The organism is Parathalassolituus penaei (assembly GCF_026626885.1).
GTDB classification, from domain to species: domain Bacteria; phylum Pseudomonadota; class Gammaproteobacteria; order Pseudomonadales; family Oceanobacteraceae; genus Oceanobacter; species Oceanobacter penaei.
Map to the genome: position 1 here is coordinate 104,498 of NZ_JAPNOA010000003.1, position 13,703 is coordinate 118,200.

The 13,703-nt window shown below is 54.4% G+C and carries 9 protein-coding genes; 2 read left to right on the forward strand and 7 right to left on the reverse strand.

What is annotated here, in order from left to right; all coding sequences use genetic code 11:
* Nucleotides 1-128: 128 nt before the first annotated feature.
* The 6 genes from infC to OUO13_RS00575 form a co-directional block, all read right to left on the reverse strand.
* Nucleotides 129-689 carry a translation initiation factor IF-3 gene (infC, locus tag OUO13_RS00550; protein ID WP_428982301.1) on the reverse strand — a complete coding sequence of 187 codons (561 nt, stop codon included), beginning with the start codon at nt 687-689 and terminating at the stop codon, nt 129-131.
* On the reverse strand, nt 673-2,604 hold the full coding sequence (gene thrS / locus OUO13_RS00555) for a threonine--tRNA ligase (RefSeq protein WP_283171897.1): 1,932 nt from the start codon (nt 2,602-2,604) through the stop codon (nt 673-675). Before thrS ends, infC begins: the two co-directional genes overlap by 17 nt.
* A gap of 134 nt (nt 2,605-2,738) precedes the next feature.
* On the reverse strand, nt 2,739-3,293 hold the full coding sequence (locus OUO13_RS00560) for a DJ-1 family glyoxalase III (RefSeq protein WP_283171898.1): 555 nt from the start codon (nt 3,291-3,293) through the stop codon (nt 2,739-2,741).
* 216 nt (nt 3,294-3,509) lie between these two features.
* Complete coding sequence (locus OUO13_RS00565; RefSeq protein ID WP_283171899.1) at nt 3,510-4,172, reverse strand: response regulator transcription factor; 663 nt, start codon at nt 4,170-4,172, stop codon at nt 3,510-3,512.
* On the reverse strand, nt 4,169-5,449 hold the full coding sequence (locus tag OUO13_RS00570; protein ID WP_283171900.1) for a HAMP domain-containing protein: 1,281 nt from the start codon (nt 5,447-5,449) through the stop codon (nt 4,169-4,171). Before OUO13_RS00570 ends, OUO13_RS00565 begins: the two co-directional genes overlap by 4 nt.
* Before the next feature lie 36 nt (nt 5,450-5,485).
* Entirely contained in the window at nt 5,486-7,873 is a 2,388-nt protein-coding gene (locus OUO13_RS00575; protein WP_283171901.1) for a TonB-dependent receptor, read from the reverse strand.
* 375 nt (nt 7,874-8,248) lie between these two features.
* Here OUO13_RS00575 and OUO13_RS00580 point away from each other — a divergent pair, with 375 nt between their 5' ends.
* Both OUO13_RS00580 and OUO13_RS00585 read left to right on the forward strand, forming a co-directional pair.
* Entirely contained in the window at nt 8,249-8,971 is a 723-nt protein-coding gene (locus OUO13_RS00580) for a response regulator (RefSeq protein ID WP_283171939.1), read from the forward strand.
* 233 nt (nt 8,972-9,204) lie between these two features.
* Complete coding sequence (locus OUO13_RS00585) at nt 9,205-10,515, forward strand: mechanosensitive ion channel family protein (protein ID WP_283171902.1); 1,311 nt, start codon at nt 9,205-9,207, stop codon at nt 10,513-10,515.
* Nucleotides 10,516-11,091: 576 nt separating this feature from the next.
* Here OUO13_RS00585 and OUO13_RS00590 read toward each other — a convergent pair.
* A complete protein-coding gene (locus OUO13_RS00590) occupies nt 11,092-13,683 on the reverse strand; it encodes a NahK/ErcS family hybrid sensor histidine kinase/response regulator (RefSeq protein ID WP_283171903.1) in 2,592 nt (863 codons plus the stop codon).
* Nucleotides 13,684-13,703: the final 20 nt, after the last annotated feature.

A 13,703-nucleotide genomic window follows, 5' to 3' on the forward strand; every position in this document is an offset into this window, starting at 1 on the left:
ACAGAAACCAGAGACCTGTACAACGCCTGCCATAAACCCCGGACCTCAAGTGTCCAGGCGTTGGTAGCCGGTAGAATACAGAAACCCCGGCACAGGCCGGGGTCTCAGCGGTTCTTTTGGGAACCGGCTTACTTCTTCTTCGCAGGAGCGATCACCATCACCATCTGGCGACCTTCCAGCTTTGGATGCTGTTCAACGGCACCGAGTTCTTCAAGATCGACCTCGATACGTTTCATCATTTCCATACCGATCTGTTGGTGAGCCATCTCACGACCGCGGAAACGCAGGGAGATCTTGGCTTTGTCACCTTCTTCAAGGAAGCGCTTCAGGCTACGCAGTTTAACCTGGTAGTCAGCTTCTTCCGTACCAGGACGGAATTTCATTTCCTTGATTTGAACCTGATGTTGGCGCTTGCGAGCTTCGGCTTTCTGCTTTTTCTCTTCGTAAAGCTTCTTGCCGAAGTCCATAACCTTGCAGACAACCGGGTCACCGTCGGAGATCTGAACCAGATCCAGCTCGGATTCTTCGGCGATTTGCAAAGCTTCTTCGATGCTTACAACACCAATCTGTTTTCCGTCGGCGCCGATCAGGCGTACTTCTGAAGCACGAATCTGATCGTTGATGGCGGCACGATCATCATTACGGCCGCTTTTTCTGTTGTCGCGTTTGATATTAATTCTCCATTCCAAACCGACCGCGCTGGGAGATAGCACTATCGAGGAGCTCTTCAAACGCGTCAATGGTCATTACGCCCAGGTCTTCCCCCTTACGAGTGCGCACAGCAACGGTGTTGGCTTCAACCTCTTTATCCCCTACCACAAGCAGGTAAGGAACCTTGTGCAAAGTGTGCTCGCGGATTTTAAAGCCGATCTTCTCGTTTCTCAAGTCCGCCTTTGCACGATTACCGCGAGAACGCAGTCTTTTTGCAAGATTTTCACAATATTCAGCTTGTGAGTCGGTAATATTCAGAACCGATACCTGCTGAGGAGCCAGCCAAGGAGGCATTGCACCAGCATAGTGCTCGATCAGGATACCCACAAAGCGCTCGAAGGAACCAAGAATTGCACGGTGCAGCATGACCGGAGTCTTGCGCTCGTTGTCTTCGTCGACGTACTGGGCACCCAGACGCTCTGGCAGCATAAAGTCGAGCTGGATAGTACCGCACTGCCATACACGACCAATGCAGTCGCGCAGGGAGAACTCGATCTTCGGACCGTAGAACGCACCTTCACCCGGTTGCAGATCCCACGCCAGACCAGCCGCATTCAACGCATCTTTAAGAGCGTCTTCCGCTTTGTCCCACAGTTCTTCAGAACCGATACGACCTTCCGGACGAGTGGACAGCTTCATTTCAACGGCGTCAAAACCGAAGTCCTTGTAAACATCCAGAGTCAGCTTGATGAAATCAGCCGCTTCCTGACGAATCTGGTTTTCGGTTACGAAAATGTGCGCATCGTCCTGAGTAAAGCCACGCACACGCATAATGCCGTGCAGGGCACCAGACGGTTCGTTACGGTGGCAAGAACCAAACTCAGCCAGACGCATTGGCAGATCACGGTAACTCTTCAGACCCTGGTTAAATACCTGGATGTGACATGGGCAGTTCATTGGTTTCACCGCATAAGTCCGCTTTTCAGACTCAGTGGTGAACATGGCTGCCGAGTAGTGCTCCCAGTGACCGGATTTTTCCCACAGGGTACGGTCTACCACTTGTGGAGTCTTGATCTCCAGGTAGCCAGCGTCCTGCTGGACTTTACGCATGTACTGTTCCAGAACCTGGTACATGGTCCAGCCGTTCGGGTGCCAGAACACCATACCTGGCGCTTCTTCCTGCAGGTGGAACAGGTCCAGCTGCTTGGCCAGTTTACGGTGGTCGCGTTTTTCAGCTTCTTCCAGACGCTGCAGGTAGTCCTTCAGGTCTTTCTTGTCGTTCCAGGCGGTGCCGTAAATACGCTGCAGCATCTTGTTGTTGGAGTCGCCACGCCAGTAGGCGCCGGACACACGCTGCAATTTGAACACGCGCATAACACGGGTATTTGGCACGTGAGGGCCAATACACATGTCGGTATATTCTTCGTGATGGTACAGACCAACGGCGGTTTCGCCTTTTTCGATCAGGCCATCTACCAGCTCAACCTTATAGTCTTCACCACGGTCAACAAACACCTGACGAGCTTCCTGGATCGGAGTCATCTGTTTGATTACCGGGTAATCTTTCTTGATCAGCTCGCCAATACGCTTTTCGATGGCATCAACGTCTTCCGGAGTAAACGGACGCTCGTAATCGATATCGTAATAGAAACCGTTTTCAATCACTGGACCGATGGCCATTTTGGCAGTCGGGTACAGCTGCTTGACCGCGTGGCCAACCAGGTGCGCAAACGAGTGACGAATAACATCAAGACCGTCCGCATCGCGGCCGGTGATCAGACTGATCTCTGCGTCTTCGGTGATCAGTTCACAAGCATCTACCAGCTTGCCGTTGATACGACCACAGACTGTGGCCTTCGCCAGACCAGGGCCGATGTTTTCGGCAACCTGCATCAGGGTGACGGGTTGGTCGAATGTGCGTTGTGAGCCATCCGGCAGAGTAATAACAGGCATATAAGCTTCCTTGGTGTCAGTGGTGGCCCCTACGACAGGCCACATGCACGTGGGTCGAAAAGAGCCGGTACTGTACCGTTGGATACCGGCTCTGTAAACCGCCAGAACAGGCGGTAGAGAGGGATGAGAAGTGCTTACAGTTCAGCAGCGACCTTGTCGCGAACCTTGCCGCCAGCCAGAACTTCAATCAGTTTGAGAACAAAAGCATTGAGGGTATCCGGCCCCTGACTGGTGATCAGGTTGCCATCAACAACAACGGGCTCATTCAGGAAATTGCCGCCGTATTCCTCTTCCAGTTCGCTGCGCAGTGGCGGAAAACAGGTCACGCGAGCACCATCTACCAGCCCCTGCGGACCAAGTACCATCACAGGCGCGGCACAGGTCGCGGCAACCCAGCGGTCTTCATCAGACTGGTGCTGCAACAGGGCCAGCAGAGGGTCGGACGCCCCCAGCGCCTGAGCACCAACCAGGCCACCAGGCACCACAATCATGTCCCATTCCTGATCCTTGCATTCCTGCAACAGACGATCGGCTTCGAAGGAAGTGTTATTGGCAGCGTTGATACGCTTGCGACCAGACATTACGGAAGCGAGAGTCACCTTCAGACCACCACGACGCAGCAGGCTGGACAGGTTGTTAACCTCCTGCTCTTCGCTTCCATCCGCTACCGGAATCAAAACATTGGCCATAACTCACTCCAGAAATCTCAGCTCAAACTCAAAGGGCCCGGAAAGTCCGGGCAGAATGGTCATTAGTTTACAACCGAGTGGAGTGTGTTGGCAGGCGCTGGTGAAGATTTTCCTGCCCGTCGCGGACATTTTCCGCCAGCCCACACAAGAGCCTGACAAACCATGAGGGTATTGCTACGCCGAACGGCTGCTTCACCCCCAAACAGACGCTGACGTTCAGCGCGAAGGCGTTGGCTGCTTGTTGTCAGAAGGCGCCAGCAGCTTACGCACCATTTCGGCCGTACTGCCAACCCCCAGCTTCTGACGAATGACCGTAGCCCGATTGGCAACGGTTTTGGCCGAAATTCCGAGACGATCAGCAATTGCCTGATTGCCCATGCCTTGCACCAGCAGTTCGGCAATTTCACGCTCGCGGGGAGCCAGCCATTCCAGTGGACGGGAACCGTATCCACGAGATCCACCTTGCCGAAAACGGCTGTGCTGTAATTTTTCAGCAAGCACCGGTTCCAGAAAAGTCTCCCCCGCCGCTACGGTACGAACCGCTTCAACCATCAAGGGTGGAGGGCTGCTTTTGGACAGATATCCCAACGCGCCAGCATCCAGCGCCTCCCGAATGATCCCGACCTCTTCGTACATGCTGAAGACCAGAATGCGAGTATCCGGATGAGTCCCCATAACACGACGAGTCACTTCAATACCGCTCAGGTCAGGCATATTGATATCGAGTACCAGGACATCCGGCTGCTCACGATAGAACAGCAACGCCGCATCGGTTCCACCACCCGCTTCTATTATCTCGACGGGAGCCAGCATGGCTTCCAGCAGGGTCCGATACCCCTGACGCACCACCGCATGATCATCGGCCAGCAGAATTTTCATGAGGTTTCTTCCTGTATCACAAACCCGAGCGGAATTTCCGCCACGATGGCAATACCCGACTGACCATCAACCACCAACGGCGACGGCATCAGGCGCAATTGCCCGTTCAATAACAGACAACGCTCACGCATGGAGCGTAATCCGATTCCCGTTGCATTGGCATTCTGCAACTGTTCAACACGGCCGCTGCCGTCATCGGCGATTTCCAGCAGCAGACGATCATCCCGAACAGCCAGAATCACCCGAGCACGCTGGGCCCTGGCATGACGAATAACGTTGGTAAGCGCTTCCTGCACCAGCCGGTACAGATGCGCAGCCGCGTTTTCATTCAGCTCATCGGGCAGCTCAATCTGCAGATCAACATCCAGCGCCCAGGTATCCGCGAACTGATTGGCCAGCTCTTCCAGTGCCGCCTGCAACCCCAGCTGCTCAAGCAACACCGGGTACAGGTTGTTCACGATACGCCGAAACCCCGTTTGTACAGCATCACAGCCAGCGATAACTTGTTCACTCAACTGCTGCAGGCGCTCGGGATGCTGCTGTTGCAACGGCATCATCCAGGCCTGGGTGCGAATTGCAGTAACGTATTGGCCAAGATCATCGTGCAGCTCACGCGCCAGCGCCCCACGCTCCTGCTCCTGCACCGCCATCAGGGTGCGGGTCAGATTACGATTTTCCTGTTCAGCCTGCTGCAGGGCGGCCGCCATATCATTGAGATAACCTGCCAACTGATCCACCTCATACACACCACTGATGCCAACCCGGATCTGATAATCCCCCCCTTGAATCGCCCGCAAGGCAGCGTTCACGCGATTTAACGGTTGGATCCCCTGGTTAACCCCCAGATAGATTGCGAGATTGCTGATCAGCATGGCTGCCAGAAATACCCAGACAATTTCCAGCGTTGAATCCCAGACTTCGGTGACTTCATCGAGATCATCAACCGTCAGCACCAAGCGTGGCCCACCACTGGCGGTCAATGCCAGTTTTCGAGGTTCACTGTCGTGGCGAAACAGGTCCTGAAACCATTGAGGAACGTCTTCTGCTCGCGGGTGAGGCTGGTTACCAACCTGCACATGGCGCAAGCTGCCGCCCAGTTGCTCAATACTTTCGCGCGGCAAGCCAGACACCAGCAGAGCTTCAATGACCGGCACCATGGCTCGCTGCTCACGCACCACGTCATCCCGCCCCTGCTCCAGCAACACCAGCAGGCTGAGGCCAAGAGCCAGCAAAAAGGCCAGATTCACCATCAACAGGACACGAACAACCGCTTTCAATTTCCATCTCCTGTAACAGGTTCTCTGGCCCCTTGGTCAGAACTTCAGACTGGCTCCCATACGCACGGTACGCGGAGCACCCGGACTGACAAAACGCTCATCATCAAAGCCCGGATAAATATCCCCCAGCACTTCGTCAGACTCGCCGTACATACCGAACGTGGCGTATTCACGATCGAACAGGTTATTCACACGGGCGTACAGCTCCAGCGCTGCAGTGGCCTGATAACGGGCACGCAGGTTAACCAGACCATAACCGGCCAGCTGCGGATTTTCGTTGGCTTCGTCACCACGGAAATACTGGCTGCTACGATACTGCACATCACCACCGAGGTTAAAACGTTCGGTCATCTGCCAGTCGGCCATCAGCTTGAGGTTGTGCTCGGGCAGGCCCGGAATGCGATCCCCTGCTTCCACCTGGCGATCACCACCCAACGGATTATTCGGGCTGAAGGATACAAATGGAGTCTCGAATGTCGCACGCATCCAGGTCCAGGCAGCGCCCACGTTCACTTTACCGAGATCACCATTCAGACTCAGTTCAGTACCAATGCGACGGGTTTTGCCCACGTTGGAAAAATAACCTTCCGAGGTCAGACCACCGGCCTGCTGGAACAGAATGTCGTTATGGTTGGTGGCATGGAACGCACCGGCATTCCAGCGCCAGTCGTGACCACCCCAGACTTCGGAACCACGCAAGCCGGTTTCCACACTACGAGTCACCACCTGCTTCAATGGCGGATCCGCTACAAAACCGTTCGGCAGTTTGCAAGGATCGTCCGGATCAGCACAGCTCAGCTCCGCCGGGCTTGGTGCACGGGATGCTTCGCTGTAACTCAGGTAACCGGACAGATCGTCGCTCCAGCGATAGGTAGTACCGGCTTGAGGATTAAAGCGGCTGAAGCGGTGATCACCATTCAGGGAACCTTCGCCGTCTTCGATCTGATCGTCCATCAGGATATGGGTCGTATTAAAACGACCGCCAGCAGTCACACTCAGCGCATCGGTTACTGACAAGGTATCGGTAACAAACAGGCCTATATGGGTTACACGAGCATTCAAGGCCACTTCGGATTCTGCATCATACAGACCGGAGGCAGAGACACCGCGATCATCACTGGCAGAGTCATTACGCAGCACACCAAACTCGGTACCGGAACGGAAACGGATATTGGCACGATCAACGCTCACACCGGCGACCAGCAAATTGTCACGATCTCCCACTGGCTGACTGAAAGCAGACTGCAGGGCAAATCCCATACTTTTCTGGTTTGTACGGGAGCGATTCAACGTACCATCCAGTTCATCCGAATCAAGATCCGTGCCGTTCAGATCGTTGATTTCATCGAGGGTCAACTCTTCGTCATAACCCCGAAATGCCACCGGCTCCAGAGCACCGGTGTCGTCATCTGATTCGCAGAGCGTTTCGAAACCATTGGCATCACACTCTTCGTAATCCGAGTCATCACCGTTAATGGTACGAATCCGGTTGGAACGGAAGTAGACATTGCCCGACAGCTGCACATCGTCACTGACCCAGTGCTGACCATCGAGGGCGATATACCCCAGCTGGTTACGGGTTTCGTCAGGATGGGTATACACCGCTGAACGGCCTTCAATCTCCATCAATTCCTGCGGAGCCGCACCGTTACCGATCAGGCGGTTATTATCCAGCATGGTGGTGAGGTTCAGGTCAGTATCGTCACCGCGCCAGCTCAGTACCGACAACAGCTGCTGAACTTCTGAATCCGAGTATTTACGCCAGCCATCGTCTTGCTCGCGGTTGGCCAGCAGGTAATAACCCCACTCACCATTGTTACCACCGGTCTGTGCCTGAATCTGGCGATAGCCAAACGAGCCACCACCCACTTCGACTTCACTGCCTTCATAGTCAAAGCCGTTTTTGAGTCGCATGGCCAACGCACCACCCAGGGTGTTCTGACCAAATACCGGGTTGGAGCCAGAGTGCAGATCCATACTCTGCACAGCATCCAGTAGCAGCAAATCCCAGTTAACGGTATCACCGAATGGTTCGTTAACGCGGGTGCCGTTCATGTATACCGACATACCCTGCGGCAACCCCAGCAAAGGCGAAGCGGTAAAACCGCGGTATTGAACATCTGGCTGCCAGGGATTACTCACCGCCTCGTTGACGGAAACGCTGGCCATATTGTCGCGCAAGTAATCTGCAAGGCCAGTGGCGCCAGAGTTTTTCATATCCATAGCCGTTTTGGTTTGCACAGGTGCAATCAGTTGCTCTTCACTGACACCTGCACCACCAACCGGAGTAGCCGCAACAACGACCATTTCTTCCTCGACCATCTGGTCGTCGGCCAATGCTGGCGCAGAGGCCAACAGCAGCAATGGCACCGCTGAGATGCCCACACAGGTATGGCGGACTACAGGTCCGAGAGGTTTATTCATGGGAACAGTTCCGTTTCTTTTTGTTGTATTTCGTCACTATTGATTGTGGATTATGTCTGGGGCGAGCGCTGTTCACCTCGGGAGTGGATTTGCGACTGCTTTGGCACTAGGCTTCAGGAATAGGGAAATCTTCCCGATCCTGTATTTTTATGGCTGAATTGTGGACAGATAGTAGGCGAAAGTGCTGTTTTTACTACTTTCGACCCCCACTCAGAACGCCAAGGTAGGATACCTGGGAGTAACACCACGGGGTGTAATGCGTTTAATTACAACAATAATGAAACAGGAGTCGCTATTATGATGACGCTCCGTGCCGGTCAGGATAACTCCCATCCCGACCGTGTCGCTGTTTCCGGACAGAGTTACGATGCCGCTATGACTGAAAAAACCCCTGCTTCCAGCCAGTTGACCGAAGGCGATGCAGTCAGTTACCGCCTCCTGATTGCGGATGACCACCCACTGTTTCGTGAAGCCATTGCAGACGTAATTCGCAATCGTTATCCGGATGCCGACATTCTCGAAGCCGAGAATCTCGAAGCAGCGGCTGCCCTCGCAGAAGATAACGAAGAGCTTGATCTGATTCTGCTCGACCTCAACATGCCCGGCATGAATGGTCTGAACGGCCTGATCCAGCTGCGTAACGAATCACCGACTATTCCGGTGGTGATCATTTCTGCTGAAGAAGAGAAAAGTGTTGTCCTGCAAGCCATGACCTATGGTGCAGTGGGCTTCATCATCAAGTCTCTGCCACGCGAAAAAATGACCCAGGCGCTGGAACAGGTTCTGGCCGGTCAGGTGTATCTGCCATCCGACGTTATCCGTGCCAGTGATGATGGTCGTTCCCGAACCAAACGCATACAGGAAGAAAATCAGATTCCACCAGAAATGCTCAACAGCCTGACCCGACGTCAGCTGTTGGTACTGGAACGTATGGCCAACGGTGAGTCCAACAAGCAAATTGCCTACAACCTGTCGATTGCTGAAACCACCGTAAAAGCCCACGTGTCCGCCATCCTGCGCAAACTGGGTGTACACAACCGTATCCAGGCAGTATTGGCAGCCAGCAATGTCGACTTTAACCAGTACCTGCGTCGCTGATCCGTACCCGCTCGATATAAAAACGGCGCCGTATACAGCGCCGTTTTTTATTGGCTATCAAGAACCGATAAACCATCACCAAACCGATCAATATCCTTGCTTATAACACGGATATATTCAGCACTATTCAGCCCTGACCCCATCTGAATTACCGTTATTGAGCGCCTGATCAGACATCGCATCGGCGTCCGGGTATACTTCAGACTCCCGATTGTTCAGAGAAGGAGTCTGATTTGGATTTCCAGCATTACCAACAGATACTTGCCAACATCACCAACCGGGCTAGCGATTTACTGCTGCAGCCAGAAAGTTATATCCAGCTGATGGTGGTTCTGACGATTTATGGCCTCTCCTATTTTGCGACCAGCAAGGTCCGCCGCCTGGTGCCGGTACTGACTCCTGTCAGCGCCGACAGCAGCCCTCACCCGTTACGCAAACTCACCGCCACTCTGGGCAACCTGCTCTTTCCGCTACTCACCATTCTGATCCTGAGTTTTGCCGTAGAAGCCAGCGCCAAATTGCTCAAACAATCCTGGATGGTGAACATTGCCCTCGTGGTTGCGATGTTATTGGCCTACCACGAACTGATTCGTGATCACGTTAAAAACGAGTTTATCGCCTTTATTTTCCGCTGGGTCGGCATGCCGTTGTTATTCCTGCATCTGGTGGATTTGCTCGAACCCATTATTGCCATACTGGAGTCGATGAAGGTTACCATCGGCAATATTGAGGTATCGGCCTATGGCGTTATCCGGGTATTGCTGTTTGGCTCCCTGCTGTTCTGGCTCGGCCGGGTATCGAATAATACTGGCCAGGAAATTATCCGTCGTCAGGACAAGCTCGACTTCAGAACCCGCGAGGTAGCCGCCAAACTGTTCGAGGTGTCGATCTTTGTTGTGATCGGCCTGTTACTGCTGCAAATCATGGGCATCAACCTCACGGCACTGGCAGTATTTGGCGGTGCGCTTGGTGTAGGCCTCGGTTTTGGCCTGCAGGCAATCGCCTCCAATTTTATTTCCGGCATGATTATTCTGCTGGACCGTTCTATCTCCGTGGATGACTTCATCGAACTGGAAGACGGCCGCAAAGGTTTTGTACGCGAATTAACCCTGCGCTCAACCGCACTGGAAACCTTTGACGGAAAAATCATCATGGTCCCGAACGAAAAGTTCGTTACCGAAAGCTTCACCAACTGGACCCACCGCGATCAGAAACAGCGTTACCGGGTCGATTTCTCGGTAGCCTACGATTCCGATATTCGTCAGCTGGTCGAAATCATCAAGACCACCGTTGCCTCGCACCCACAGGTGATCAGTGGCGAAGGTGTACCGATCGAAGAACAACCCGACTGCGAAATCGACAGCTTCGGTGACTCCGGCGTCAATATGTTCGTGGAGTTCTGGATGATTGGTATCGATGACGGCAAAAACCGCGTAGGCGGAGACTTGCTGTTGATGATCTTTGAAGCCATGCGCGATAACGGCTTTGTTATTCCGTTCCCACAGCGTGAGGTACGGGTTATTAACGAGAGTTTCGGCAAATAACCGGACAGGCCTATTTCTTTCCGCAAACCTCAAACAGTACCGATCGAATCAGCAAGGCTGATCAGTCAAGCGTCAAACGACGCTATTACACGTTACCCAGACATCCAACGGCTGCACAATTTACACAGTTTGTTAATTGGCACAGCCGTATGCCCTCTTGGGGGACCTTGTCCCCCGGCCGGGCGGGCCTCCCCCTGCTTTTGCCCGACTGGGCTCGTGTCCCCGATATTCCCCGACAACGGCTTTTCGACCCCAGCCCGATGGCACATCCCTGTGCCAACGGGCCTGGCGGGGCATCCATGCCCCGGCCGGGTCGGCCGTTGCGGTGAATCCCGGCTCGCCCAGATGGGCATAGTGCAGCCAGCTGCGCTGGGCAACTTCGGCAATCAATGATGAGGCTATCGTAGAGAGAAGAGATCGAACGCAGAGTTTTATGCCCAACATACTCACGGGCACAAAGGATACAAGACTGGTCCTGCTGCCGATCAGCTTTGGAAAATCATTAACTGATCGGCATCACGATTGAACCGGGGCTTTTGGGTTTATGGTCTGCCACTGTCGGCGCACTGGCAAACCTCAGACCACCACACCATGTTCGATCATATGGTGAATCATGGCTTTCAGTTTGGCTGGCCGCACCGGTTTGTTCATGATGCGATACCCCAGCTCACGCACTTCCTGCTTGAGTGTAGTGGTGTAGTTGGCGGTAATCATCAATACAGGCGCTTCCACTGCCAGCTCGGAACGCATCAGCGCTACCGCATCCAGACCGGTGGCACCGTTATCCAGGTGATAATCGGCAATTACCAGATCAACACCCTCTTCCAGCTGCTCACGGATCAGCAGGGTTTCTTCCCAGCTACGTACCGTCAATACCTCGAATCCCCACCCGCTGAGCAGGATATCCATAGCCTTGCAGATGGAGGCTTCGTTATCCAGCACCAGAGCGCGACGTCCACGGAACTGCTGGTTCCCCAGCATGGCAAGGCCCGGAGCCGTTGCACGACGTGCGTGATGACGGCGACCGTATGGCACCAGCACCGAGAAACACGAGCCCTTGCCCAGCACCGAGCGCACCCGGATCGGGTGTTTGAGAATGCCCGACATCTTGTCGACAATTGCCAGCCCCAGGCCGAGGCCTTTATCCCGTGCCGTATCGGCCTGACTGCCACGATTGAACTCGAGGAAAATTTCCTCCAGTTTGTCTTCGGCAATCCCCACACCGGTATCCAGCACCTGGATTTCCAGACCATCCTTGCGCCGACGGCATCCCAGCATCACCTTGCCGTTACGGGTATAACGCACGGCGTTGGTGAGGAAGTTGCGCATGATCCGCGCCAGCAGCTGCGAGTCGGTATGAATCACGGCACTGGTCGGAACGAAATCAAACGACAGACTGGCATCCGCTGCCAGCGTCCGATATTCATTGGCGAGGTTGTTCAGCAGGTCACCGGCGTTAAACGACATCAGGTCGGGTTTCACCACACCGGCGTCCAGCTTGGAGATATCCACCAAGGCGGCCAGCAGGGTTTCCACGTCTTCCAGCGAGTAATTCAGCGAGTCCACCAACTGCCGGGTACGATCATCCAGCGGGTGCTCCATCAGGGAAGCGCAGAACAGGCGTGCGGCGTTCATCGGCTGCAGCAAATCGTGACTGGCTGCGGCAAGGAATTTGGTTTTACTGTGGTTGGCTTTTTCAGCGTCCTGCTTGGCTTCGCGCAACCGCGACTCCATCTGCCGACGTTCTTCGATTTCCTGGCGCAGCTGGCCGTTCAGTTCGGTCAGTTCCGAAGTACGATCCTGCACCCGTTGCTCCAGATGCTGATAGGCCTGCGCCAGCGCTTCTGAGGTCAGACGAATTTCCGTGATGTCCTGCACCAGCACGTAGAAACCGAGGATTTCACCCTCTTCGTCCATTTCCGGCACGTAGGTTTTCACCACATGGCGCACCACACCATCACGGGATGGATCACTGATTTCGAAATTGACCGTCTGCCCCTGCAGGGCACGATTGATATAAGGCTGTAACCGCACCAGCTGCATGGCTGGAATAATCTGGTACAGCTTGCGACCCACAATCACTTCGCGTTCAAAGCCATACCAGCGCTCGTAGGCGCGGTTGGCGAATACCAGGGTCAAATCTTTATCGACGTAAGCAATCAGCGCCGGCACAGCATCGGTAATCACGCGGATGCGCTGTTCACTTTCGGCCAGCGCCTTGACGGCACGGCTGCGTTCGGTGATGTCGGTGTAGGTATTAACAAACTCACCACCCGCCATCGGATGGGTACGAATTTCCATCACGCGCCCGTCCGACAATACCTGCTCCATTTGCAGGCAGGCATGGCCATCGGCATCACGGGAGGTTGGATTCAGATCGGATACTTCGGTGTGGCGCATCAGTCGCGAGAAGGTCATACCACTCTCGAGCAACTTGTGGCCAAGACCGGTGAGTTCAGCAAACCGTACGTTCCAGGTTTCAACCAGCTTGTTCTGGTTCACCAGCACCACCCCCTGGGACAGGTTATCCAGGGTGTTCTGCAGGGTACGGGATTTGGTTGCCAGCGCGCGCTCGCGCAGAGCACGCTCGTTTTCGATCAGTGCGCTGATGTCCTTGTACAGAACCACCAGTCCACCGTCACGGGTCGCACGCTCGCTAACATGCACCCAGGCACCGTCGCGCATGTGGAATACCTTGCCATCACCCGGCAAGGCACCGCGTGCGGTGGTCGTGGCATCACCGTAATAACGGTCGATCAGGCGATAACGCTGGGAAAGCTTGTGAATTTCCTGCTGATGCATGCCCGGATGGATTTCAATCCCCGAGGCCTGCCAGAACTGGTTAAAACGGGAGTTAGCCAGCACCAGACGACGTTGCGAGTCGTACAGCACAAAGGCATCAGAAATACTTTCGATGGCCTGGCGTAACAGGTCATGGGCGTTATGAGCTTCCGCACTGGCACGAATCAGCTCCTGATTCGTACTCTTCAGGCTATGCATGGCCTGATTCAGGGCTTCCGTACGCTCACGCACCTGTTCGGCCAGATATACCGAATGTTTGAAGTTGTCGTAAGCGCCGTCGGAGTTCTCTGGTCCGGCCTCTACCCGTTGCATCAATGCCTGGTTTATTTTCTCCAGACGCTCGTTGCGTCGGGTGAGTTCTTCCACCTCACGGCGGAGTCGCTCGA

Coding starts and splice junctions, on each gene's coding strand:
- thrS (WP_283171897.1), bottom strand. CDS start 2,604: ATGCCTGTTATTACTCTGCCGGATGGCTCACAACGCACATTCGACCAA.
- OUO13_RS00560 (WP_283171898.1), bottom strand. CDS start 3,293: ATGGCCAATGTTTTGATTCCGGTAGCGGATGGAAGCGAAGAGCAGGAG.
- OUO13_RS00565 (WP_283171899.1), bottom strand. CDS start 4,172: ATGAAAATTCTGCTGGCCGATGATCATGCGGTGGTGCGTCAGGGGTAT.
- OUO13_RS00575 (WP_283171901.1), bottom strand. CDS start 7,873: ATGAATAAACCTCTCGGACCTGTAGTCCGCCATACCTGTGTGGGCATC.
- OUO13_RS00580 (WP_283171939.1), top strand. CDS start 8,249: ATGACTGAAAAAACCCCTGCTTCCAGCCAGTTGACCGAAGGCGATGCA.